Origin of the sequence: Agromyces sp. GXQ0307 (assembly GCF_044769845.1) — a bacterium.
Classification (GTDB): Bacteria; Actinomycetota; Actinomycetes; order Actinomycetales; family Microbacteriaceae; genus Agromyces.
This window is the reverse complement of the sequence record NZ_JBIZVY010000002.1, coordinates 802,873-824,955: the sequence shown is the minus strand read 5'-3', so window position 1 is coordinate 824,955 and position 22,083 is coordinate 802,873. Positions and strand designations below refer to the sequence as shown.

The following is a 22,083-nucleotide window of genomic DNA, read 5'->3' as shown; positions in this document are numbered from 1 at the left end:
TACATCGCCGGAACTCCTGTGAACCGGGGTTGCCGGCTGCGGCCACGGGCGTGCGGCGTCGCCTACTCCGCCGCGGGCACGGGAAGCACGGCATCCGCGGGGGTGAACGCGAGCAGCGGCCGACCCGTCGACGGATGACGCAGCACGCTCGCCTCGACGCCCCAGACGGCGCGGATGAGCGGCGGGGTGAGCACGTCGGCCGGATCGCCGGCCGCGACGACGACGCCGTTGGCGAGGACGACGACGTGGTCGGCGTACGACGCGGCGAGCGAGAGGTCGTGGAGCGCGGCGAGCACGCTGAGGCCGTCGTCGGCGAGGCGGCGGAGCAACCCGAGCGTCGCGAGCTGGGCGCGGATGTCGAGGTGGTTCGTCGGCTCGTCGAGGAGCAGCAGCTCGGGCTGCTGCGCGAGCGCGCGGGCGAGGTTCACGCGCTGGCGCTCGCCGCCGGACAGCTCGTCGTAGCGACGGCCGGCGAACGCCGTCGCGTCGGCCGCGTCGAGCGCGCGGGCGACGATCTCGCGGTCGCGGGTCGAGTCGCCGCCCCACGCCGACTGGTGGGGGATTCGTCCGAGGCCGACGACGTGATCGACGCCGAGGCCGTCGGGTGCCTGCGCGTCCTGCTCGACGAGCGCGATGCGCCGGGCGCGTTCGCGTCGCCGCAGCGACACCAGGTCGTCGCCGTCGAGCGTGAGCGCGGCGACCTCTGGGCGCTCCACGCCGGCGAGGAGGTGCAGGAGGGTGGACTTGCCTGCGCCGTTCGGGCCGAGGAGCGCCCCGACGGCGCCGCGCGGCACCGTGATGTCGACGCCGTCGACGACGAGCTGCGAGCCGCGAGCGAACGAGACGCGCGAGCCCTCGAGGCCGGTGCCGGGCCCGCCGCTCACGACGTCCTCCGAGCGCGCAGCAGCAGCGCCGCGAAGACCGGCCCGCCGACGAGCGCGGTCAGGATGCCGACCGGCAGCTCGCGCGGGTCGAACAGCGTGCGGGCACCGGTGTCGACCCAGACCAGGAAGACCGCCCCCGCGAGCGCTGACAGCGGCAGCAGCGCGCGGTGCCGCGAGCCGACCACGAGCCGCACCGCGTGCGGCAGGATCAGCCCGACGAACCCGATCGCCCCGCTGACCGCGACGAGCGCGCCGGTGAGCAGCGCGGTCGCGACGAGCAGCAGCGCGCGCGTGCGCGGCACGTGCACCCCGAGGGCGGATGCCGCGGTGTCGCCGAACGCGAACGCGTCGAGCGTGCGCCCGGTCGCGAGCAGGGGCAGGCCGACGATCGCGATCGCGGCGCCCGCGAGGGCCGCGGCCGGCCAGCCCGCGCCGGCGAGCGAGCCGAGCAGCCAGTTGAGGATCTCGCGGTAGCTGTCGGTCGTGGCGCTCCAGAAGATGACGAGGCTCGTCACGGCGCCGAACACGGCAGACACCGCGAGGCCGGCCAGCACGGTGGTGGTCGGGCTGAGTCCACCGGCCGCGCGCGCCAGCCCGAGCGTCGCGGCGAGTGCCGCGAGGGCGCCCGCGAATGCCGCGACCGGCAGGGCGACGGCCATCCCCAGCACGAGCACGATCACCGCGCCGACCGACGCGCCCGACGAGAGGCCGAGCAGGTACGGGTCGGCGAGCGGGTTGCGCGTGAGCGCCTGCATGACGACGCCGCAGATGGCGAGCCCGGCGCCGACCGCGGCCGCCGTGAGCACGCGCGGCATGCGCAGCTCCCAGACGATGGCGTCGCGGAGCGGCGACAGCGTCGGTTCGCCGAGTCCGAGGTGCGCGGCGATCGACGCGAGCACGTCGCCGGGGGCGAGCCCGGCCGGCCCGATCGTCACGGCGAGCACGACGGATGCCGCGAGCAGCGCGACGAGTGCGCCGCCGACGCCGACCGCGGTCGCCGTGCCCGCGCGCCGCGCGCTCCGGTCCGGGGCACGGCGGGCAGGCTCGACGGGCCGCCCCGCGGCATCCGTCGCCCTGCCCGCCTGCATCGTCATCAGCGCGCCCCGAGCTGCTCCACGATCGAGGCGACCGCATCGACATTGCGGACGCCGGCCTCGGTCGACGGGAAGTCGACGACGACGTAGCGACCCTGCTGCACCGCGGGCATCGCGGCCGTCGCGGGGTTCGCCTCGAGGCGCTCGATCTTCGCCTCGGCGGTGTTCCAGGCGGCGTCGACGAGCACGATCACGTCGGGGTTCGCGTCGACGACCGCCTCCCACGAGAGCGAGGTCCAGGTGTCGTGCACGTCGGCCGCGACGTTCGTCAGGCCGGCGGCCTCCATGATCATCTGGGGTGCGCCGATGCCGGCGCCGACGAACGGCTGATCGTCGCCCGAGGAGTACCACAGGGCGGAGAGCCCGTCGTCGTTCGGCTCGATCGCGTCGAGCTCGGCCCGTTGCTCCGCGACGAGGTCGGCCGCGGCATCCGTCGCGCCGAAGATCTCGCCCGCCTCCTCGAAGCCGGCGAACACGGCGTCGAAGGTGAGCGGGTCGGGCATGTAGCCCTCGGCCTTGCAGGCGGCGGGCGCGACGTAGGTGTGCACGCCGAGCTGTTCGAGCGTCGCGCGGTCGCCCGCGCCCTCGGCGCTGAGGTTCGACTCCCACCCGGCGAAGACGAGGTCGGGCTCGGCGGCGAGGGTCGCCTCCTGCGAGGGCACCTTGTCGGAGAGGCTCTCGATGCCGGCCGCGGCGTCGGCGAACTCGTCGGGCACGGGGCCGTCGGTGAACGCGGCGCCGACGATGCGGTCCTCGAGGCCGAGCGCGAGCATCAGCTCGAGCGTCGACGACTTGATCGTGACGACGCGCTGGGGCGCGGTGTCGAAGGTGACCTCGGTACCGCAGTTGTCGACCGTGACGGGGAAGCCGGACGCGGCGGCACCCTGGTCGTCGCTCGCGTCGGCGCCACCGGCATTCGCGGTCGACGCGCAGGCGGCGAGCAGGGCGACGGATGCCGCGGCGGCGAGGGGCGCGACGACGCGCGCGGCACGGGAGCGGGGGTTCGTGAACCTGGACATGGGGCCTCCGGGACGGTGTGCGTGCGTGATCCGACGAACGTCGGCGACTCGCGGCCCAATCCCGGGCCGGCCCGACCGGTCAATCCGAACCGGCGGTCACTCGTCATCATTCCACGCGGTGGAAATGGATTCAATACTGGATTCTGGATCCAAAATGGTGCATGATCCAAATCACGGGTGCAGGAATCCACCCGAACCACGCGTCGCAGCGTTCAACGGAAGGACGTCGCATCCATGCAGACGACACCGGTCGAGTTCTACAGCGAGGGAGACCGCCTCGCGGGACTCTGGCGCACCCCCGATGAGCCGGGCCCGTACCGGGCCATCGTCCAGGGCCCCGGATGGCTCGGTCTCAAGGACGCCAAGCTCTACGTCCGCTATCACGAGGCCCTCGTCGCCGCCGGCTTCGCCGTGCTCGTCTTCGACTACCGCGGTTTCGGCGACTCGGGCGGCGACCGCGGCATCCTCTCCCCCGCCCGGCAGCTGCAGGACCTCGTCAACGCGGTCAGCTACCTGACCACGCGCGACGACGTCGACGCCGACGCCATCGGCGTCTTCGGCACGGGCGGCACGGGCGGCGGCAACGCGGTGCTCCTCGCCGACGCCGACCCGCGCGTCAAGGCGGCCGTGAGCCAGGTGCCCGTCGCCGACGGCACCGACTGGCTGCACCGCATGCGGCAGGAGCACGAGTGGCTCGCGTTCCTCGCCGGACTCGAGGCCGACCGCCGGCAGCGCGTCACGACCGGCGAGGGCCGGCTCGTGCACCCGCGCGAGGAGATCATGGTCCCGACGCCCGAGCGGCGCGCGACGACGATCAAGGCCGATGTCGACGACCGCATCCCGAGTGCCATCCCGCTCTCGTGCGCCGAGGAGATCCTCGGCTACCGGCCGATCGACGCCGCGGCCCGGCTCACCACGCCCCTCCTCGTCATCGGCGTCGAGGGCGACGCGACCACGCCGACCGACCACGCGGAGCGGCTGTACGCCGCGGCCCGCGGCCCCAAGCAGCTCCTCATGCAGCGGCACACCACCCACTACGCCGCGTACGACCGCTACTGGGAGCAGACCACCCCGCTGATCGTCGACTGGCTCGACCGCTACGTGCGTCCGAGCCACGTCGACGTCCGCACCACCCGCTCGCCCGGCCAGGGCGAGTCGATCGACCGCATGGAGGCACCGCAGTGACCATCGACCTGAGAATCGCCGGCGGCGTCGTCGTGACGCCGTCCGGCCCCACCACCGCGGACCTGCTGGTCGACGACGGCCGGATCGCCGGCCTCGTCGCGCCCGGCGTCGCGGTCGACGCCACCCGCACGATCGACGCGACCGGGCGGCTCGTGCTGCCCGGCATGGTCGACGTCCACGTGCACACCCGCGAGCCCGGCTACGAGCACAAGGACGACATCCTCACGACCACGCGGCAGGCCGCCGCCGGCGGCGTGACGACCATCTTCGGCATGCCGAACCTCAACCCGCCGACCGTCGACGTCGAGACGCTCACCGACGTGTTCGAGCGGTACGCGTCGACCTCGATCGTCGACTGGAACCACAACCCGGCGCCGACGAAGTTCGACGACATCGTGCCCATGGCCGAGATGGGCATCAACGCCTACAAGATCTACATGGTCGTCGACACCGGTCGCACCTACCCGCACCCGGCAGGCACCGGCATCCACGACCACGGCCACCTGCTGCAGATCATGGACCGCATCGCCGGCACCGGCAAGCGGTTCATCGTGCACCCGCACGACCAGGCGCTCATGGACTACATCGAGGGCGAGGTCCTGGCGCGAGGCGAGAACACGCCGCAGGGCTACGCGTCGGCGTACGCCGCCCGCGAGGGCGTCATCTGGGACACCGCGATCGACGTGATCCTGCGCCTCGCCGAGGCATCCGGATGTCCCGTGCACATCGCCCACATCCAGACGCGCCGCTCGATCGAGGCGGTCCGCCGCGCGAAGGCCGCCGGCATCGACGTCACGTGCGAGGTCAACCACTGGGCGCCGTTCCTCTCGACGTGGAAGGACGTCGAGACCCTCGGCCCGTACGCGCTGTCGTACTGGGTGCCCGACGACAACCGCACCGCGATCTGGGAGGGCATGCGCGACGGCACGATCGACATCGCGAGCTCCGACCACGCGCCGCACACGCGCGAGGAGAAGGAGATCGGCTGGACCGAGATGTGGAGCGCCCACACCGGCACGCCGGGCATCCAGTACTACTACGAGCTCATGCTCGACGCCGTGAACCGCGGCGAGCTCGCGCTCGGACGCGCGGTCGACATGGTCGCGCGCATCCCGGCCGAGAAGTTCGGCCTCGCCGGCGTGAAGGGCGCGATCGAGGTCGGCGCCGACGCCGACATCGTGATCGCCGACATGCAGCACGAGTGGACGATCACGAACGACGACGTGTTGTCGAAGATCGGCTGGACGCCGTACGACGGCCGCACCATCAGCACCCGGATCGAGCGCACCCTCGTGCGCGGCCGGGACGTCTACGCCGACGGCGCCGTCGTCGGCGAACCCGGATACGGGAAGCTCGCGGCCGCGCCGGCCGACATCCCGGCCGAGACGGCCGGAACGGAAGGGAACTGACATGGCGATGAAATTCGGACTGCTGCTGCCGCACTTCGGCGAGGAGGCGAGCCGCGAGAAGCTGCTCGAGGGCTCGCAGCTCGCGGAGAAGATGGGCTTCGACTCGGTGTGGGTGCGCGACCACCTCGTGTTCGAGCCGCACGGCGAGATGGAGAAGCCCAACCGCACGTTCTACGACGCGCTCACGACGCTCACCGCGATCGGGGCGGTCACCGAGAAGCTCGAGCTCGGCACCGGCTCGCTCATCCCGTTCCGGCACCCGCTCGTGACCGCGCTCATGGCCGGCACGATCACGCAGCTCGTCGGGCCGCGGCTCATCCTGGGCTTCGGCGCCGGCACGTTCGACCACGAGTTCGAGGCGATCGGCTGGGGCGACCTCGACCGCGTCGAGGCGGTGCGCTCCAACGCCGAGATCCTGAAGCGCGTCTTCACCGAGAACGACGTGACCTACGACGACGGCATCTTCTCGTTCGAGAACGTCACCATCGAGCCGAAGCCCGTCGGCGGGCGCGTGCCGTTCTGGTACTGCGGCGCCACGCCGCGCTCGGCGCGCCTCGCCGCCGAGTACGCCGACGGTTGGATGCCCGGTCGCATCTCGCTCGCGACCATGGAGAAGCGCATCGCCAACATGCGCGAGCTGACGGATGCCTCGGGCCGCCCGATGCCGACCGTGTCGGTGATCCCGCCGACCTCCATCGAGGAGACCCGCGAGGAGGCGTTGAAGCACGTGAACATCCCGGGCCTGCTCGCGTGGGCGAACAAGGCCAAGTTCGCGGTCAAGCCGCCCTCGGGTACGTTCGAGACCGTCGAGGACCTCGAGGGCCAGCTCATCGTCGGCGACCCCGATGAAGCGGTCGAGGAGCTCAGGAAGTTCGAGGCGATCGGCACCGAGCACCTGGTGTTCGACTTCCGGTTCAAGTTCGACCGCTTCTTCGAGCAGATCGAGCTGCTCGGCACCGAGGTGCTGCCGAAGATGCGCGAACGTGCCGCCGAGCCGGCGCTGACCTGATCGAGGGTGCCCCGTGGACATGGGAGAGGGGACTGCGATGACGACCACCATCGAGCCGGCCGAGGGGGCCGACGGCGAGGCATCCGTCGCCCCGCTGATCTCGGTGCGCGACCTGGGCGTCAGCTACGACGTCGCCCGGACCGGGAAGAAGCTCGTCGCGATCGAGGGCGTCGACCTCGACGTCCGCGAGGGCGAGTTCGTGACCGTGCTCGGCCCGTCGGGCTGCGGCAAGACGACCTTCATGAACGTGATCGCGGGGCTCGTGAAGCCCAGTGCGGGGCGGGTGCTCGTGGCCGGGGAACCGGTCACGGGCCCCGGCCCCGACCGGGCGGTCGTGTTCCAGGACTACGCGCTGCTGCCGTGGCGCACGGTCTTCGACAACGTGAGGTTCGGGCTCGAGATGCAGAAGAGCCTGAAGGGCAGCGGATGGCGCGACCGCGTGCAGGAGGCCATCGAACTCGTCGGGCTCAGCGGCTTCGAGCAGTCGTACCCGCGCGAACTCTCGGGCGGCATGCAGCAGCGAGTCGGCCTCGCCCGCGCGATCGTCGCGGAGCCGCGGATCCTGCTGATGGACGAGCCGCTCGGCGCGGTCGACGCGCTCACGCGCGAGGTCATGCGCGCCGAGATCGAGAAGCTGATCGCCGCGACCGGCAAGACGGTGCTGTTCATCACGCACTCGATCGAGGAGGCGATCCTGCTCGGCGACCGGATCGTGGTGTTCAAGAGCCATCCGGGCGCGATCAAGGAGGTCATCGACACCGGCCTCGCGCGTCCGCGGTCGGAGCGCAGCATCCAGAGCGACCCGCGCTTCCTCGAACTCCGCGACCACCTGTGGGACGCGCTGCAGGGTGAGGCGACCGCGGCGGCGGTGTCGAAGTGAGCACGTTCCTCGCTTCGGGGCCGAATCTCGGCCGCGGTGGCATCGGGGCGTGGCTCGCGGGTCTGAGCACGCGCGGCAAGGCGCTCGTGCTCGCCGCCGAGGTCGTCGTGATGCTCGTGCTCTGGCAGCTCGTCGTCGGCGTGCTGGGTTGGATCAACCCGGTCTTCTTCCCGCCGCCGTCGGCCATCTGGCAGGGCTTCCTCGAGCTGTGGTCGAGCGGGGTGCTTGCGACGAACGCGCTCGTGTCGCTGAAGGCGTGGCTCACGGGCTTCGCGATCGCGGTCGCGATCGGGATCCCGCTGGGCCTGCTGATGGGCACGTCGCTCCCGGTCGACCGGGTCGTCGGGCCGATCGCGTGGACGATCTACGCGACGCCGACGATCGCCTACCAGCCGCTCGCGAAGGCGTGGTTCGGGTTCGGCATCGGCCCCGTGATCTTCCTCGTCGCGATCAGCGCGGTCTTCCCGATCCTGCTGAACGTCGCGGCGGGCATGCGCACGACCAACCCGTCGGTCGTGCGCGCCGGCGCGGTGTTCGGCGCGAGCCGGTTCCAGCTGTATCGGTCGGTGTACCTGCCGTCGACCGTGCCGTTCCTCTTCGCCGGGCTCCGGCAGGCGGTCGTGCTCGCCACGATCGGCATGGTCGTCGCCGAGCTCACGGGTTCGGCGCAGGGCATGGGCGCGGTCATCATCCGCGCCGCCAACACGTACCAGACCGACCAGGCGTTCGCGGCGATCGCGCTCGTGGTGGTGTGGAGCGTCGGCATGACGCAGGTGGTGACCCTCGTGGAGCGATGGGTCGCGCCGTGGACGAGGAAGGGCAGCCGATGAGCGTCACCTCAGCGACCGGGACGAACCGGATCGTCCGTCCGCGTCGGGTCATCCGCTCGGGCGAGGGCCGGTGGGCGTGGCTGCTCGTCGGCGTCGTCGCCGCCATCCTGCTCGTCTGGGAGGCCGCGGTGAGCTGGCTCCAGCTCGTGCCCGCCGCCTTCCTGCCGCCGCCGACGGAGATCATCGCGGCGTTCGTGCGGCTGCTCGGCGAACCGGAGTTCTGGGAGGCGTTCGTGTACAGCATGGGGAACCTGCTGATCGGCCTCGCGCTCGCGATCGTCGTCGGCGTGGTCGTCGGCCTCGCGGTCGGCTGGTCGCCCGTGCTGCGCTTCACCGTGGCGCCGTTCCTCTGGCTGCTGTACTCGACGCCGAAGGTCGCGCTCGCGCCGCTGTTCATCCTCGTGCTCGGGCTCGGGAACGAGTCGAAGATCGCGCTGGTGTTCCTGCTCGCGGTGTTCCCGATCATCCTGAACACGATGGAGGGGGCCGTCACGGTGAGCCCGTCGCTCGTGAGCGCCGGCCGCGTGTTCGGCGTGAACGGCGTCTCCCTCGGCTGGAAGGTGATCTTCCCCGCGACGCTGCCGTACAGCCTGTCGGGCATCCAGCGCGGCGCGGCGCTCGGGTTCACGGGCGAGGTGCTCGGCGAGTTCCTCGGCGGCACGGGCGGCCTCGGCCACCTGCTCGAGTTCGCCGCGTACCAGTTCATGATGGCCGAGGCGATCGCCATGGTCATCGTGATGGTGATCATCGCGAACCTGACGCTGTGGCTGATCTCGACGCTCAGGCGTCGGCTCGCACCCTGGTACGACGATCGCAAGATCGTCGGGGCGTCGTAGGGACTCGCGCATGCAGAAGCAGATCGTGGAACCCGTGGGCGTCTACCCGCCGACGGCGGACTTCAGCCAGGCCATCAGGGTCTCGGGCGGCGACCTCGTGTTCGTGAGCGGCATCATCGGCATGCGAGCGGATGGCACGATGCCGGCCGACACCCGCGAGCAGGTCGAGCTCGCCTTCGCGAACCTCGCCGCCGTGCTGGATGCCGCGGGCGCGACTCCCGCCGACGTCGTGAAGGTCAACGTGTTCGTGCGCGACGATTTCCGGCTCGTGCGCGACGACGTGCGCGAGATCCGCGCGCGCTACTTCACGCACGACTTCCCCGTCTCGACGCTCGTGCAGGTCGCCGGCTTCGCCGGCCCCGAGTACCGCTTCGAGATCGAGGCGATCGCTGCCGTGCCGACCCGCGCGGATGCCGCGGCTCCCGCCTCCCCGCCCGAACCCGCCGCTCCGCGGAGCGGCTGAGACGTCCGCTCGCCTGCCCCCAGACCGCCGGCCCCCGTCTCATGCGCGATGACGGGGGCCGGCTCTCTGCGCCGGAGCCTCGGGTCGCGGCCAGGTCTGCGTCAGATGGGGTGCCCTCACTGAGACCGGAATCGGGCGGGTCGTACGGGACTGCGCTCGCGCAGAGCCCTTCGCGGCGAAGAACCTCGGCCGCCCACTCATCGACCGGTTCTCGGGCGGCGGGCACATCTCCGTGCATGGGAATCCGGCGGAGGCCGCGTTCACGGCGCACATCACCCCGATTCTCATCCGCTGGCCGACCGTCTTCTGGGCGCCGCCGCACGTGGCCCGGATGTGGTCGTCGTCAGGATTGGCGGGTGCAGCGTCGTCCGCACCCGCCAATCCTGACGACAACCGCGTGGCGGGCTCGCCTCTGAGGGATCGGCGGTGCGCTGCCTCGAGTACCAACAGCACCGACCTGCCGAAGTCGAACGCGGCCGGTCTGACGCGGAGGCGCAGAGCGATTGCGTCTGCGGGTGGTCATTCGGCGATCAGCGTCTCCGCGGGCGGCATCGCCGACCCGCGCGCGAAGATTCGACCGGCGAGGGTGGCAACCCAGGGCCGGAAGCGGGTGTTCTGGAACGCGCTCACCTGCCAGCCGTTCGGTCCGCGATGGAGATGCGTTGTCGCGGTTGACAGTCGCTTCCGTGCGGGCATCTCTGCACCGCGTTGCCAACGCATCACGATTCCGGCGCGCTGCACGACGACAGCCGTGTCGGCGGTGACGAGCTTGACCAGTCGATCTACTGTGACGAGTCGCGAGCCGCGCATGATGCCTTCGAACAGGGGACGGTGACCGTCGGCGATGGCTTGTCTTCCCATCATCACGGTGCCGTCGTATGCGACGTAGGTGGCGTCATCGGCGTGTACGGCGGCATATGCGGCCCAGTCTCCGGAGGCCCACGCGGCTTCGAGGGAATCAAGAACGGCGGTGATCTGCTCGGTCGGACCTGCGTGGGTGGCGGGCATCATGGCGCTCCTGATTTACTTAGATTGCTCGAAACATATTAGTTCGATCAATCTAAGTAAAGTGGAAGTTGATGTCAACCCGAGACGGATCAGGCGTCGCCGGCAACGACCTCGGCGGCAGGCTGAGCACGGCGATCGTGCTCTTCCATCAGGCTGTCGCCGACACCGTCGGCCTCTCCGCGGCCGACCTCAAGACACTCGACCTCATCAGGCGCGACGGGCCGTTCAGTGCCACCGACCTCGCAGAACGGACCGGACTGACCGGCGCCGCGGTCACCGCACTCATCGGCCGCCTCTCCGCCGACGGTCACATCTCCCGGGAAGTCGACCCGGCCGATCGCCGTCGCGCGATCGTGCGAGCCTCCGAACCGGCGCACCCGACCCTTGACGCCGCCTACCGCAGTCTCGGCGCGGCGCTCGGACACCTCATCAGCGAATACACGCCAGCCGAGCAGGCCGCCATCGCCGCCTACCTCGACCGCATGGTGGCAGCGCTCGAGAGCGAAACTCGGTCGCTGCGCGACGGCAACACGTAATCCGGAATGCTCGCGGGCCGCGCCCGCCCACCCGATCGCCGCCGAACGCGTCCGGCATCGAACGGACCTGCAATCCCGGCGCGAGCCATTGCCTCGAGCGGAGGTGGAAAGGTGAACCGCGCATACCTTTCCACCCGACCTGAGAGATCACATCAGAGCCCGATCCGGGGCGCGACCTGTGACCGCCGCCGGGCATGCGACGGGCCCCCGCCGTCATGCGCTGCGGCGAGGGCCCGTCGTGGTGCCGACCCAGGGCACCGGTGGAACGGGTCAGGGGTAGGGGAGCTCCTCCGGGCCGGCGTTGTCGAGGCCGAGGAGTTCCTGCGCCTTCTCGAGGTAGACCAGCTGCGACTCGTCGAACTCGATCGGCTCGAGGCTCTGCGTCTCGACCGTGGTGTCCCAGGCCTCGGTGTCGAAGTAGAGGTTCTGGCACGCCAGGTGGCCGTCGAGCACCCACGGGCTGTCGGAGCCGCGGAGCGCCTCGACGTCGAAGTCGTTCGCCTCGTAGATGTCGAGCACCTCGCTGACGTTGTCGGGGAACTCGCCCGGCGCCGGAGCCGTCATGAAGTCGACGGCCTTCAGCGTCGCCCGCAGGAATCGCACGAGCGTGTTCGGGTTCTCCTGCACGTAGCCGCTGCCCGCGACCATGACGTCGTTCGCCCAGTTGCGGAGCGCCTCCACCGGGAACTTCGCGCCGGCCTCCTCGAGCGCGGGGCGGTCGTCGCCGTAGAACGGCTGCAGCGTGATGCGGTCGTTCACGAAGAACTCCGTCCACGACTCCGAGCCCGGGCCGGGATAGACGACCTCGACGTTCACGCCCTCGAGGTCCCAGCCCTCCTCGGCGAGTACGCGGGCCCGCTGGAACTCGGCCGGGTCGCCGGGCGTGCCGGCGAGGACGATCGAAGTTCCCTCGAGGTCCTCGACCGAGTCGATGTCGGGTTGCACCGCGAAGTCGAAGTTCTGCCGGCAGTAGTGGCCCGAGACGAGGTCGACCTCCACGCCGCCCCGGATCGCCTCGATGACGGTGCCGGTCGATTCGACGCCGATGTCGGCGCTGCCGGAAGCCACGGCCGCGGTGACGTTGTCGGCCGTGATGACCTCGACCGTGAGGCCCTCCTCCTCGTAGTAGCCGAGGTCGGTCGCGAGCACGTACATCGAGTACATGGTGACGTCGGGGAAGGGGATGGCCACCGTGAGGTCAGTGTCCTCCGCCTCGCCGGGTTCGCCGTCGGCGAGCTCGGCGGGGTCGCTGTCGTTTCCTGCTGCGGGGTCGCTCGCGGCGCAGCCGGTGAGCAGTGCGAACACTGCCAGGCCGGCGGCCACGGCGAGGCCGGAGCGAGGGATGGATCTGCGCATGACTCTCCATTCTTGGCGGGTTGACTCGCGGTCGGCGTCCCGCGGAGAGCGGAGCCTCTCGCGAATTGGTGGATACCGTATCCAAAATGAGCACAGCTGTCCACGGTTTCCTGACGAACGTCTTCGGGGGACGATGGGTTCCATCTCGGTCTGGACGAACTGGTGCATTTTTGGATACGGTATCCAAAGCGGCAGCGATGCCGCGACGATCGGAAACGAGGCGAACCGTGCGCGCAGCCCTCCTCCAGGCCCATGGCCTCGACGGACTCGACGTCGCGCACGTCGACGTTCCCGAGCCGGGCGCGGGCGAGGTGCTGATCCGCGTCGAGACCGTGGGCGTGAACCAGCTCGATCTCAACGTCATCGCCGGGCACGGCCCGGGCGCCGCCGCCAAGCTCCCCCGCATCCTCGGCATCGACCCCGCCGGCGTGATCGTCGCCGTCGGCGACGGCGTCGACGCGCGTCGCGTCGGCGAGCACGTCGTCATCAAGCCGAACATCCCCTGCGGTCGCTGCGCCGCCTGCGCCGAGGGTCGCGAGTCGACCTGCCCCGCGCAGCGGGTGGTGGGCGTGCACCGCGACGGCGGCGCGGCCGAGTTCGTCGTCGTCCCCGCCGTGGTCGCCTTCGACCGCGAGGGGCTGCCGGCCGAGGTCGCCACGGCGACCGTGCACAGCCTCCCCATCGTCGTCAACGCGTTCGACGCCGCCGGCGTCCGCGCCGGTGATCGCCTCCTGGTCACCGGCGCGGGCGGCGTGCTGGGCCGCGCGGCCCTCGAGTACGCCGTGCACCACGGCGCCGACGTGACCGCGGCCACGCGGCATCCGCTCGACGACGCACCCGACGGGGTGCGGGTGCTCGTCACCGGACCAGCCGCCGACCTCGCCGGCGCGCTCGCGCCCGACGACCGCTTCGACGCCGTCGTCGACGTGAGCGGCAGCGCCGCGCTGCTCGGGCAGGCGATCGCCGCGCTCGGGTGGGGCGGACGCGCGGCGTTCTGCGCGGCATCCGTCGACACCCGGCTCTCGATCGACGCACGCGAGTTCTACCTCGCTCGCAAGCGGCTCGTCGGCGTCGCGAGCGCCGACCTCGACCAGGTGCGCCGTGCACTCGACCTCGTGCGAGCGGGCGCAGTGAGCCCGCGCATCGGCGCGCGCTACCCGCTCGGCGACGTGCGGCGCGCGTACCGCGAGTTCCCCACCACGACCTCCGGCAAGGTGATCATCGATGTCAGCTGACCTCATCGACCGGCCCCGCCTGCGCGCCTCGCTGCAGCGCATCGCCGAACGGACCCGCGCCGACGCGGCATCCGCCCGCATGCGCCCCTGGGTCGCCGCGCGCCTCGAGGGCGACGTCGCATCGATCTCGGAGTTCGAGCAGTACGGCACCCGCTACGCGTTCCGGTCCGACGAGTCCGCCGAGCGCGGCGGCCACGACTCCGCGCCGAGCCCGATGCGGTACCTGCTCAGCTCGCTCGCGTTCTGCATGCTCGGTTGGGCGGCGAAGACCTGGGCGGCGGCGGATGTCGCGGTGCGCTCGCTCGAGGCCGAGGTCCGCACGTGTCTCGACCTGCGCGGCGAGCACCTCGTCGAGGGTGCGCCGGCGCATCCGCTCTGGTTCGTGGTCGAGCTCCGCATCGACGACGACGCGGCGCCCGAGCAGGCCGTGGCGCTGCTTCGCGAGGCTGCGCGGCGATGCCCGACGACCTCGCTCGTGTCGAAGGCCGTGCCGCTGCACCTCGTCCTCGTGCAGCGCGGATGGACCGTCCTCGACACCCGCCCCGACGACCTCAGGAACGAGCACCGAGAGGAGCAGACCCGATGAATGCCGACGAGGGCATGCACGACCCGGCCGGCGCCAGCGCGGCCGATCCGGCCCGGCCGGCGGGCCCGCTCGCGGGCATCCGCGTGATCGAGCTCGGCCAGTACATCTCCGGCCCGTACGCGGCGAAGCTGCTCGCCGACCTCGGCGCCGACGTGGTCAAGGTCGAGTCGCCCGACGGCGACCCGATGCGGCGCTGGGAGGGCCACGGTGCGATGAGCCCGCAGTTCGCGGCGTACAACCGCGGCAAGCGCGCGGTGACGCTCGACCTGAAGAGCGACAACGGGCTCGCCGCACTGCGTGCACTTGCCAGCGACGCCGACGTGCTCATCGAGAACTTCCGCCCCGGCGTGGCCGAACGGCTCGGCTTCGGCCCCGACGCGCTGCACGAGCTGAACCCGCGGCTCGTCACCTGCTCGATCACCGGGTTCGGCACCGACGGCCCGTACTCGGCCCGGCCCGCCTACGACACCGTCATCTCGGCGGTCGGCGCGATGTACAGCCAGGTCGTGCCGGCCGACACGCTCCGGCCGCTCGGCCCGGCGTTCTCCGACCTGCTCTCGGGCCTCTCCGCCTCGCAGGCGATCCTCGCGGCGCTGCACGCGCGCAGCGCGCGCCCTGGCGGCCGGGGCGAGCACGTCGAGGTCTCGATGGTCGGCTCGCTCATCGACTTCCTCACCGAGGCCGCGGCCACCTACCTCGAGACCGGGCAGGTCGCCGGGCCCGACTCGCGCCCGCGGCGCGCGCAGGCGTACGCGTGCGTCGGCTCCGACGGGAAGGCGTTCGTCATCCACATGTCGGTGCCCGAGAAGTTCTGGACGGGCCTGCTCGACGTGCTCGAGCGACCCGACCTCGCGGACGACCCGCGCTTCGCGACCCGTGAGGCCCGCGTCCGCAACTACGACGAGCTCGACGCCGAGCTGAAGGCGATCACCGAGCGGATGCCGCGGCAGCACTGGCTCGACCGGCTCGTCGCGCACGACATCCCGCACGGTCCGCTGAACACCGTCGCCGACCTGTTCGACGACCCGCAGGTCGGCTCGATGGGGCTCGTCGAAGAGATCGAGGGGCCGGATGGCGCGCCGCTGCGCGTGCCCGCTCCGAGCACCGTGTTCCACGCCAGCGGGCGACCGGCGCTGCGGGCGGCGCCGCGGCTCGGGGAGGGCAACGCCGACGTGCTCGGCCGCGCCGCGGCATCCGTCATCGAAGCAGAAGGGACTCGCGCATGACCCGCCCCGACGACCTCGTCGCGATCGACGTGCACACGCATCCGCAGACCGAGGAGTTCCTCGCCGCCATGGGCGCGCGCCACCAGCAGATGGCGAAGCACTTCGGCCGCGAGCGCCCCGTCGTCTCGTTCGCCGAGCAGGCCGACCAGTACCGCGACCGGCGCATGATGGCCGTCATCGTGAACTCGGACTCCGAGACGACGTCGGGCATCAAGGGCGCGCCGAACGACCTGCTCGGCAAGGCGCAGGCCGACCACCCCGACGTGTTCCTCGCGTTCGCGGGCATCGACCCGTGGAAGGGCGAGGCCGCGATCGCCGAGATCCGGCGCATGCACGACGAGTACGGCATCAGGGGCGTCGGCGAGCTCAACCCGTCGCGGCAGAAGTTCCTCGCCAACGACTCGCGGTTCTTCCCGATCTGGGAGACCTGCGCCGAGCTCGGGCTCGTCGTGATGTTCCACTCGGGCTTCCCCGGTGCGGGCGCCGGCACGCCGGGCGGCGGCGGGTACCGGCTCGAGAACGCCCGGCCCGTGCCCTACATCGATGACGTCGCCGCGGAGTTCCCCGAGCTGAAGATCATCAGCGCGCACCCCGCCTGGCCCTGGCACCTCGAGAACCTCGCAATGGTGTGGCACAAGTCCAACGTCTACCTCGACCTGTCGGGGTGGGCGCCGAAGTACCTGCCGCCCGAGGTCGTGCGCTACGCCGACTCGCTCATCACCGACCGCGTGCTCTTCGGGTCGGACTGGCCCGTGATGACCGCCGACCGGTGGATGCACGAGTTCGCCGAGCTGCCGTTCAAGGAGGAGTCCCGACGGAAGATCCTGCTGGAGAACGCCCGCGGACTGTTCGGGATCTGAACCGCCCGAGAACTCGATCCGACCCCGACGACGTAGGAAGGGAACCCGATGGCCGAGCTCGTGCTCGCAGCGGTCACGCCGCACAACCCGCTGCTCTGGCGGACCTTGGCGGCCGACCCCGTGCCCGACGACCTGACACCGATCGCGGCGAACTTCGCCCGCATCAGGGAGGCGGTCGCGTCGCACGAGGTCGACGTGCTCGTCGTGATCGGCACCGACCACCTCCGGCAGTTCTTCTACGACAATTCGCCCGCCTTCGCGATCGGCAAGGCCGACGCGTACCACGGCACCTGGGAGAACGAGGTGCGCACGTTCGGCATGGAGTACGCCGAGGTGATCGGCCACCGCGAGCTCGCCGACGTCATCGTCGGTCGCAGCGTGCAACCCGATGCGATCGACTTCTCGGTGAGCCTCGAGTGGCGCCTCGACCACGCGTTCGTGATCCCGCTCCAGTACGTGCGGCCCGAGCTCGACCTCCCGGTCGTGCCGATCCACGCGAACGCGTCGATGCCGCCAGTGCCGTCGGTGCGCCGGTTCGTCGCGCTGGGGGAGCACCTGCGCCGCTCGATCGAGGCCTGGGAGTCGGACGCGCGCGTCGCGATCCTCACCTCCGGGCACATGGCGAACGACGTGGGCGGCCCGCGCACGTTCGCGGGTTCGCCGGACCCCGAGTTCGACGCCCTGGCCGCCGGATGGATGCGCGACGGCGATCTCGACGGCGCGATCCGGGTCTGCAGTGACGTCGACCGCCTGACGGCGGCGGGCAGCATGACCTCGCAGTTCCTGAACGCGGTCGCGGCGCTCGCGGCGATGGGCGGCCGCGCCGCCGACTTCGTCGACGTGCCCGAGTCGCGCTTCTCCACGAGTCCGTTCTTCCTCTGGAGCACCCGCTGATGAGTGCGTACATGGTCGACAAGTTCATCCGGGCGGTCGAGCTCGGCGACGCCACGGTCGCGGAGTACGTCGCCGATCCGCCCGCGTTCGTCAAGCGGTGGCTCGCGGGCGGCGGCTCGGCTGCCGGTGCGACCGACGACCGCGTGCTCACCGAGGTCGAGCGCGCCGCGTTCGCCGCACGCGACTTCGGCGCGCTGTACGCGCTCGGCGCGCACCCGTACCTGCTGTGGCACTTCACCGAGGCCGTGTACGAGCACGAGTACACGGAAGGCTTCGGATGGCGCGAGCTCGTCGAGCGGTACCGCGCCGCCGTCGCCCCGCAGGGGCTCGTCGACTACATCCCCTGAGGTGCTCCCGCCGTAATCCCCGCGTAAGCGGACGGTAAGCGCACCGTCAGCGCTGCCCCGTCGCCGCGCGCGCGGCTCCGGCCTTGACTGCTGGAGGGCCGTCGTACGGCGGTCCGAACGGAAGGGGAACCTCATGCACACCACCCGAATCCGCACCGTCGCCGGAACGGTCGTCGCTGCCGCGCTCGCCGTCGGCGGGGTGCTCGTCGCAGCGCCGGCTGCGAACGCCGCCGACGTCACCGGGCCGGCGTTCTGGGCCGACGGCGAGCTGTACCGCACGGTCGGCACGCCGACCGACTTCTCTGGGACGGGTGCGCCCGCGTCGTCGTTCCAGCCGCTCTACGCCTTCCCGGCCGACACCCAGGCGAACGTCACGCCGTCGGCACCCGGCGACCCCGGGTTCCGCGGCGGACGCTGGGCGATCACGGAGGTGCTCCTGCCGAACGGCTACGGTGCCGCGCTCGCCTCGGGCGACCTCGATGACGACGGCGTACTCGACTCCGCCGACGAGCTATGGGCGGCGGCCGACGCGGGCGACCTCGTCGTCGGCGAGATCACGCGCTACTTCGAGTGCCCGGTGATCCCCGTGCCGCGCGGAGGCCGCTGAGTCAGGTGCGTCGTGCAGGCGCGGACGCGGGGCCGGCCGCGGCATCCGCCGCGAGATCGAGCGCCGCGCCCGCGAGCGCGGCCGACGTGTCGAGGTCGTGCATCCAGAGCGGGGCGGATGCCGCGGCGAACCCGTCGCCGACGAGACCCGGCACGGTCGCGGCATCCGTCTCGTCGACGAGCCAGGCGTCGAGCACGCCGCCCGTCGCTCGGGTGCCGTAGTGCCGGGCGACGGCCGCGGCATCCGTTCGCACCCCGATCGCGGAGAGGCACGCATCGGCCATGCCGCGGACGACGCGCCCGCCGATGATCGGGGAGACGCCGACGACGGGCGCCGTGGTCGCGGCGAGCGCGGCGCGGATGCCGGGGACCGCGAGGATCGTGCCGATCGAGACCACGGGGTTCGAGGGCGCGAGGAGCACGACGTCGGCATCGGCGATCGCGGCATCGACACCGGGTGCGGGCCGGGCGTCGGCGAGGTTCCGCTGCTCGAAGCCGAGCGCCGGGATCGACGCGCGGTAGCGGGTCCACCACTCCTGGAAGTGCAGCTCGTCGCGGCCCGCGGCGTCGGGGTGCGCCGGGTCGACGCGCACGTGCGTGTCGACCTCGGAGTCGGTCGCGGGGACGAGGTGCACGCCGAGACGCCAGCGCCGCTGGAGCCGCTCGGCGACCTGCGACGGCGTGAGGCCGTCGCGGAGCCACGACGTGCGCGCGAGGTGCGTGCCGAGGTCGAGGTCGCCGAGCGTGAACCACGGCCAGCCGACGCCCCACTCGCGGAGCTCGGCCGCGACGCGCTCGGACTCGCCCGCGCGACCCCAGCCGCGTTCGGTGTCGTTCACTCCCGCGAGGGCATACAGCAGCGAGTCGAAGTCGGGCATGAGCCGTACGCCCGAGAGCCAGAGGTCGTCGCCGGTGTTCACGACGACGGTGATCTCGGCCGACGTCGGTGCTGTGCCGTCGGCGGCGGGTTCCGCGCCCGGTGCGCCCGGCCAACGCCGCGCTGCCTCCTCGCGCACGCCACGCGCGAACCGCGCGCCACCGACCCCGCCTGCGAGCACCGTGATCTTCACCGTTCCACGCTAGCGCCGCGGCGTGTCTCGCCCGGCCGCGCACCGAGCGCCTCAGGTGTCGCGCACGAGCACGAGCGAGCCCGACGCGCGACCGGCGCGCAGGTCGTCGGCCGCGGCATCCGCTCGTTCGAAGGCGTACGCCGTTGCCGTCGGCGCGATGCCGAGACGGAGCGCGAGCCGGAGGAACTCGTCGCCGTCGGCCCGCGTGTTCGCCGTGACGGTCCGCAGGTCGCGTTCGAGGAAGAGGTGGTCGGCGTACGACATCGCGGGGACGTCGGTCATGTGGATGCCCGCGAGCACCACCGTGCCCCCGCGGGTCATCGCCTCGAGCGCGACCGGTACGAGCTCGCCCGCCGGAGCGAACACGATCGCCGCGTCGAGCGGTTCGGGCGGCGCATCGCGCTCGTCGCCGACGAAGTCGAGGCCGAGCTCCCGGGCGAGGTGCCGGTTCGCCTCGCCGCGCGTCATCGCGACGACGCTCGCGCCGGCCGCCATCGCGAGCCGCGCGGTCAGGTGCGCGCTCGACCCGAAGCCGTACAGGCCGAGCCGGCCGCCGGGGGGCAGGTTCGCGCGGCGGAGCGCGCGGTACCCGATGATGCCCGCGCAGAGCAGCGGGGCGACGGTGACCGGGTCGGCGTCCGGCGGCAGCGCGTAGGCGAACGCCTCGGGCACGCTCGCGAAGCGCGCGTACCCGCCGTCGGCGTCCCAGCCGGTGAACCGCGCGTCGGGGCAGAGGTTCTCGCGCCCCGACCGGCACCAGCGGCACGCGCCGCACGTCGAGCGCAGCCAGGCGATGCCGACGAGGTCGCCGACGTTCGTGCGGCGCACCGCCGAACCCGTCGCGACGACTCGACCGACGACCTGGTGGCCCGGCACGACCGGGATCCGATGCGGCGCGAGCTCGCCGTCGATGACGTGCAGGTCGGTGCGGCACACCCCGCACGCGGCGACCTCGACGACGAGCTCGTCGGCGGCGGGCTCGGGCTCGGGCAGCGTCGTCGCGGTCAGGCGGCCGTCGCCGCGGGTGGTCCAGGCTTCCATGCGGCCAGCATGACACCCGACGAACCGGTGTCGCGGGGACCAACGGCCTCGCGGGGTCACGCTCGCGCGCGCATGCTGGAGACATGTTCCGTGACCGCGCCGATGCGGCGGGCGCCCTGCTCGAGCGGCTCGAGGCGTACCGCGACGAGGACGTCGTCGTGCTCGGGCTCCCGCGCGGCGGCGTGCCGATCGCGGCGGTCGTGGCCGAGGGCCTGGGCGCCCCGCTGGACGTGATCGTCGTGCGCAAGCTCGGCATCCCCGGGCAGTCCGAGGTCGCGATGGGCGCCATCGGCGAGGGGGGCGTGCGCGTCGTCGACGACGCCATCGTGCGGCGCGCGCACGTCTCGGAGCGTCGGTTCGCCGACGTCGAGCGGCAGGAGCAGCAGACCCTCGACCGGCGGGTCGCGCAGCTGCGCGGCGGCCGCGCGCCCGAGCCGCTCACCGGCCGCACTGCGCTCGTGGTCGACGACGGCCTCGCGACGGGTGCGACCGCCGAGGCCGCGTGCGAGGTGGCCCGGGCCCGCGGGGCCCGACTCGTGGTGCTCGCGGTGCCGGTGGCGCCGAAGGATGCCGCGTCCCGAGTGCCGTCGGCCGACGCCGTCGTGGCGGCCGAGGTGCCGGACTGGTTCATGGCGGTCGGCCAGGCGTATGCCGACTTCCGCCAGACGACCGACGAGGAGGTGCTCGCCCTGCTCGAGGCGGCACGGGCGAGGAGGTCGGGTCTCGCGTAGCGTGGCCGCATGCCCGACTACGGCCGCCCCATCGAGTTCGGAACGTTCATCACGCCGTCGGCGCTCGACCCCGAGCACACCGTCGAGCTCGCGCTCGCGAGCGAACGCGCGGGCCTCGAACTCGTCACGTTCCAGGACCATCCGTACCAGCCGCGGTTCCTCGACACGTGGACGCTCATGAGCTGGGTCGGTGCGCGCACGAGCCGCATCCGCATCTCGGCGAACGTGCACAACCTGCTGCTGCGTCCGCCGGCCGTCCTCGCGCGCGCCGCGGCCTCCCTCGACCTGCTCACGGGTGGCCGCATCGCGCTCGGCATCGGCGCCGGCGGGTTCGCGCCCGCCGCGGTTGCGATGGGCGCCCCGAGTCGCACGCCCGCCGAGCAGGTGGGTGCGCTCGGCGAGGCGATCACCGTCATCCGCGAGCTGCAGGACACGGACGCCTCGGGAGGCGTGTTCCTGCACCACGAGCACTATCCGATCCGCGGCGCGAAGCGCGGGCCGGCGCCCGTGCAACGGCCGATGCCGATCTGGCTCGGCGTGCTGAAGCCCCGGGGCCTGCGGTTGATCGGGAGCGCCGCCGACGGCTGGCTCCCCTCGTTCGGTCGACTCGAGCACGGCACGGACTCGCTCGACGCCGGGCACGCGATCATCGACGCCGCCGCCGTGGCCGCCGGGCGCGACCCACGCGGCATCCGTCGCCTGCTCAACGTCGGGCCGCGCGACGCCGACCCGGAGGTCCTCGCCGACCTGGCCACCCGGCACGGTGTCGACACGTTCATCGTCGTCGGCGACGACGAGGCGCTGATCGAGGAGCTGGGGGCGCGGATCGCGCCGGCGACGCGAGCACTCGTGGCCGAGCGGCGGGCCGCGGCACCTCCGGTGGTCGAGTAGCAGCCGAAGGCCGCGTATCGAGACCGGAACCCCCGAACCCCTTCCCCTCGCGGCCTTCGCGCGCGACGATGGACGCACGGAACCGCA

Annotated in this window: 24 protein-coding genes; 17 read left to right on the top strand and 7 right to left on the bottom strand. The window is 72.1% G+C overall.

Translation table 11 applies throughout. The features are described 5' to 3' along the window. Positions 1–62 precede the first annotated feature (62 nt). The 3 genes from ACIQH8_RS09155 to ACIQH8_RS09145 are packed head-to-tail and all read right to left on the bottom strand — an operon-like array spanning position 63 to position 2,997. Positions 63–884 (bottom strand): ATP-binding cassette domain-containing protein, encoded by an 822-nt coding sequence (locus ACIQH8_RS09155; RefSeq protein ID WP_400997409.1) that lies wholly within the window; start codon positions 882–884, stop codon positions 63–65. After that, on the bottom strand, positions 881–1,978 hold the full coding sequence (locus ACIQH8_RS09150; RefSeq protein ID WP_400997407.1) for a putative F420-0 ABC transporter permease subunit: 1,098 nt from the start codon (positions 1,976–1,978) through the stop codon (positions 881–883). Before ACIQH8_RS09150 ends, ACIQH8_RS09155 begins: the two co-directional genes overlap by 4 nt. Further along, positions 1,978–2,997, bottom strand: a complete 1,020-nt coding sequence (locus tag ACIQH8_RS09145) for a putative F420-0 ABC transporter substrate-binding protein (protein WP_400997405.1) — start codon at positions 2,995–2,997, stop codon at positions 1,978–1,980. The genes ACIQH8_RS09150 and ACIQH8_RS09145 overlap by 1 nt, the downstream gene beginning before the upstream one ends. 234 nt (positions 2,998–3,231) lie before the next feature. On the opposite strand from ACIQH8_RS09145, the gene ACIQH8_RS09140 reads away from it, so the two are divergent. Genes ACIQH8_RS09140 through ACIQH8_RS09110 form a run of 7 tightly spaced genes read left to right on the top strand, consistent with a single transcriptional unit; the run spans position 3,232 to position 9,609 of the window. Next, positions 3,232–4,182, top strand: coding sequence for an alpha/beta hydrolase (locus ACIQH8_RS09140; protein ID WP_400997403.1), 951 nt, complete (start codon positions 3,232–3,234; stop codon positions 4,180–4,182). Next, entirely contained in the window at positions 4,179–5,591 is a 1,413-nt protein-coding gene (locus ACIQH8_RS09135) for a dihydroorotase family protein (protein WP_400997400.1), read from the top strand. The genes ACIQH8_RS09140 and ACIQH8_RS09135 overlap by 4 nt, the downstream gene beginning before the upstream one ends. Position 5,592: 1 nt before the next feature. Next, complete coding sequence (locus ACIQH8_RS09130; protein WP_400997397.1) at positions 5,593–6,600, top strand: LLM class flavin-dependent oxidoreductase; 1,008 nt, start codon at positions 5,593–5,595, stop codon at positions 6,598–6,600. 37 nt (positions 6,601–6,637) lie between these two features. Then, positions 6,638–7,480: an ABC transporter ATP-binding protein gene (locus ACIQH8_RS09125; RefSeq protein ID WP_400997394.1), complete on the top strand. Its 843-nt coding sequence runs from the start codon at positions 6,638–6,640 to the stop codon at positions 7,478–7,480. Further along, on the top strand, positions 7,477–8,310 hold the full coding sequence (locus tag ACIQH8_RS09120) for an ABC transporter permease (RefSeq protein ID WP_400997392.1): 834 nt from the start codon (positions 7,477–7,479) through the stop codon (positions 8,308–8,310). Before ACIQH8_RS09125 ends, ACIQH8_RS09120 begins: the two co-directional genes overlap by 4 nt. Then, a complete protein-coding gene (locus tag ACIQH8_RS09115) occupies positions 8,307–9,146 on the top strand; it encodes an ABC transporter permease (protein ID WP_400997390.1) in 840 nt (279 codons plus the stop codon). The genes ACIQH8_RS09120 and ACIQH8_RS09115 overlap by 4 nt, the downstream gene beginning before the upstream one ends. Before the next feature lie 10 nt (positions 9,147–9,156). After that, the gene (locus ACIQH8_RS09110; protein ID WP_400997388.1) at positions 9,157–9,609 is read left to right on the top strand and encodes a RidA family protein; all 453 of its coding nucleotides are present in this window, start codon (positions 9,157–9,159) and stop codon (positions 9,607–9,609) included. 519 nt (positions 9,610–10,128) lie between these two features. On the opposite strand, the gene ACIQH8_RS09105 is transcribed toward ACIQH8_RS09110, so the two are convergent. Next, entirely contained in the window at positions 10,129–10,617 is a 489-nt protein-coding gene (locus ACIQH8_RS09105; RefSeq protein WP_400997386.1) for an SgcJ/EcaC family oxidoreductase, read from the bottom strand. A 71-nt stretch (positions 10,618–10,688) separates the two neighbouring features. On the opposite strand from ACIQH8_RS09105, the gene ACIQH8_RS09100 reads away from it, so the two are divergent. Further along, positions 10,689–11,153, top strand: coding sequence for a MarR family winged helix-turn-helix transcriptional regulator (locus ACIQH8_RS09100; RefSeq protein WP_400997384.1), 465 nt, complete (start codon positions 10,689–10,691; stop codon positions 11,151–11,153). Positions 11,154–11,423: 270 nt separating this feature from the next. On the opposite strand, the gene ACIQH8_RS09095 is transcribed toward ACIQH8_RS09100, so the two are convergent. Then, entirely contained in the window at positions 11,424–12,509 is a 1,086-nt protein-coding gene (locus ACIQH8_RS09095; RefSeq protein ID WP_400997381.1) for an ABC transporter substrate-binding protein, read from the bottom strand. Between the two features lie 227 nt (positions 12,510–12,736). On the opposite strand from ACIQH8_RS09095, the gene ACIQH8_RS09090 reads away from it, so the two are divergent. The 7 genes from ACIQH8_RS09090 (at position 12,737) to ACIQH8_RS09060 (ending at position 18,264) form a co-directional block, all read left to right on the top strand. Next, on the top strand, positions 12,737–13,744 hold the full coding sequence (locus ACIQH8_RS09090; RefSeq protein WP_400997379.1) for an alcohol dehydrogenase catalytic domain-containing protein: 1,008 nt from the start codon (positions 12,737–12,739) through the stop codon (positions 13,742–13,744). Then, a complete protein-coding gene (locus ACIQH8_RS09085) occupies positions 13,734–14,330 on the top strand; it encodes an OsmC family protein (protein WP_400997376.1) in 597 nt (198 codons plus the stop codon). The genes ACIQH8_RS09090 and ACIQH8_RS09085 overlap by 11 nt, the downstream gene beginning before the upstream one ends. Beyond that, entirely contained in the window at positions 14,327–15,556 is a 1,230-nt protein-coding gene (locus tag ACIQH8_RS09080; protein ID WP_400997374.1) for a CaiB/BaiF CoA transferase family protein, read from the top strand. The genes ACIQH8_RS09085 and ACIQH8_RS09080 overlap by 4 nt, the downstream gene beginning before the upstream one ends. Beyond that, a complete protein-coding gene (locus tag ACIQH8_RS09075) occupies positions 15,553–16,416 on the top strand; it encodes an amidohydrolase family protein (RefSeq protein WP_400997372.1) in 864 nt (287 codons plus the stop codon). The genes ACIQH8_RS09080 and ACIQH8_RS09075 overlap by 4 nt, the downstream gene beginning before the upstream one ends. A gap of 48 nt (positions 16,417–16,464) precedes the next feature. Continuing rightward, the gene (locus ACIQH8_RS09070; protein ID WP_400997370.1) at positions 16,465–17,310 is read left to right on the top strand and encodes a hypothetical protein; all 846 of its coding nucleotides are present in this window, start codon (positions 16,465–16,467) and stop codon (positions 17,308–17,310) included. Then, complete coding sequence (locus ACIQH8_RS09065) at positions 17,310–17,657, top strand: hypothetical protein (protein WP_400997367.1); 348 nt, start codon at positions 17,310–17,312, stop codon at positions 17,655–17,657. The genes ACIQH8_RS09070 and ACIQH8_RS09065 overlap by 1 nt, the downstream gene beginning before the upstream one ends. 133 nt (positions 17,658–17,790) lie before the next feature. After that, positions 17,791–18,264 (top strand): hypothetical protein, encoded by a 474-nt coding sequence (locus ACIQH8_RS09060; RefSeq protein WP_400997364.1) that lies wholly within the window; start codon positions 17,791–17,793, stop codon positions 18,262–18,264. Between the two features lies 1 nt (position 18,265). On the opposite strand, the gene cofD is transcribed toward ACIQH8_RS09060, so the two are convergent. Both cofD and ACIQH8_RS09050 read right to left on the bottom strand, forming a co-directional pair. Next, positions 18,266–19,333 carry a 2-phospho-L-lactate transferase gene (gene cofD / locus ACIQH8_RS09055; protein WP_400997362.1) on the bottom strand — a complete coding sequence of 356 codons (1,068 nt, stop codon included), beginning with the start codon at positions 19,331–19,333 and terminating at the stop codon, positions 18,266–18,268. A 51-nt stretch (positions 19,334–19,384) separates the two neighbouring features. Further along, complete coding sequence (locus tag ACIQH8_RS09050) at positions 19,385–20,374, bottom strand: zinc-dependent alcohol dehydrogenase family protein (RefSeq protein WP_400997360.1); 990 nt, start codon at positions 20,372–20,374, stop codon at positions 19,385–19,387. 83 nt (positions 20,375–20,457) lie between these two features. Here ACIQH8_RS09050 and ACIQH8_RS09045 point away from each other — a divergent pair, with 83 nt between their 5' ends. Beyond that, positions 20,458–21,105: a phosphoribosyltransferase gene (locus ACIQH8_RS09045; RefSeq protein WP_400997358.1), complete on the top strand. Its 648-nt coding sequence runs from the start codon at positions 20,458–20,460 to the stop codon at positions 21,103–21,105. Between the two features lie 9 nt (positions 21,106–21,114). Beyond that, positions 21,115–21,996, top strand: a complete 882-nt coding sequence (locus ACIQH8_RS09040; protein ID WP_400997355.1) for an LLM class flavin-dependent oxidoreductase — start codon at positions 21,115–21,117, stop codon at positions 21,994–21,996. The last annotated feature ends 87 nt before the right edge of the window (positions 21,997–22,083 follow it).

Coding starts and splice junctions, on each gene's coding strand:
- ACIQH8_RS09125 (WP_400997394.1), top strand. CDS start 6,638: ATGACGACCACCATCGAGCCGGCCGAGGGGGCCGACGGCGAGGCATCC.
- ACIQH8_RS09060 (WP_400997364.1), top strand. CDS start 17,791: ATGCACACCACCCGAATCCGCACCGTCGCCGGAACGGTCGTCGCTGCC.
- ACIQH8_RS09130 (WP_400997397.1), top strand. CDS start 5,593: ATGGCGATGAAATTCGGACTGCTGCTGCCGCACTTCGGCGAGGAGGCG.
- ACIQH8_RS09045 (WP_400997358.1), top strand. CDS start 20,458: ATGTTCCGTGACCGCGCCGATGCGGCGGGCGCCCTGCTCGAGCGGCTC.
- ACIQH8_RS09110 (WP_400997388.1), top strand. CDS start 9,157: ATGCAGAAGCAGATCGTGGAACCCGTGGGCGTCTACCCGCCGACGGCG.
- ACIQH8_RS09115 (WP_400997390.1), top strand. CDS start 8,307: ATGAGCGTCACCTCAGCGACCGGGACGAACCGGATCGTCCGTCCGCGT.
- ACIQH8_RS09080 (WP_400997374.1), top strand. CDS start 14,327: ATGAATGCCGACGAGGGCATGCACGACCCGGCCGGCGCCAGCGCGGCC.
- ACIQH8_RS09065 (WP_400997367.1), top strand. CDS start 17,310: ATGAGTGCGTACATGGTCGACAAGTTCATCCGGGCGGTCGAGCTCGGC.
- ACIQH8_RS09105 (WP_400997386.1), bottom strand. CDS start 10,617: ATGCCCGCCACCCACGCAGGTCCGACCGAGCAGATCACCGCCGTTCTT.
- ACIQH8_RS09040 (WP_400997355.1), top strand. CDS start 21,115: ATGCCCGACTACGGCCGCCCCATCGAGTTCGGAACGTTCATCACGCCG.
- ACIQH8_RS09085 (WP_400997376.1), top strand. CDS start 13,734: ATGTCAGCTGACCTCATCGACCGGCCCCGCCTGCGCGCCTCGCTGCAG.
- ACIQH8_RS09095 (WP_400997381.1), bottom strand. CDS start 12,509: ATGCGCAGATCCATCCCTCGCTCCGGCCTCGCCGTGGCCGCCGGCCTG.
- ACIQH8_RS09075 (WP_400997372.1), top strand. CDS start 15,553: ATGACCCGCCCCGACGACCTCGTCGCGATCGACGTGCACACGCATCCG.
- ACIQH8_RS09070 (WP_400997370.1), top strand. CDS start 16,465: ATGGCCGAGCTCGTGCTCGCAGCGGTCACGCCGCACAACCCGCTGCTC.
- ACIQH8_RS09150 (WP_400997407.1), bottom strand. CDS start 1,978: ATGACGATGCAGGCGGGCAGGGCGACGGATGCCGCGGGGCGGCCCGTC.
- ACIQH8_RS09050 (WP_400997360.1), bottom strand. CDS start 20,374: ATGGAAGCCTGGACCACCCGCGGCGACGGCCGCCTGACCGCGACGACG.
- ACIQH8_RS09100 (WP_400997384.1), top strand. CDS start 10,689: ATGTCAACCCGAGACGGATCAGGCGTCGCCGGCAACGACCTCGGCGGC.
- ACIQH8_RS09145 (WP_400997405.1), bottom strand. CDS start 2,997: ATGTCCAGGTTCACGAACCCCCGCTCCCGTGCCGCGCGCGTCGTCGCG.
- ACIQH8_RS09140 (WP_400997403.1), top strand. CDS start 3,232: ATGCAGACGACACCGGTCGAGTTCTACAGCGAGGGAGACCGCCTCGCG.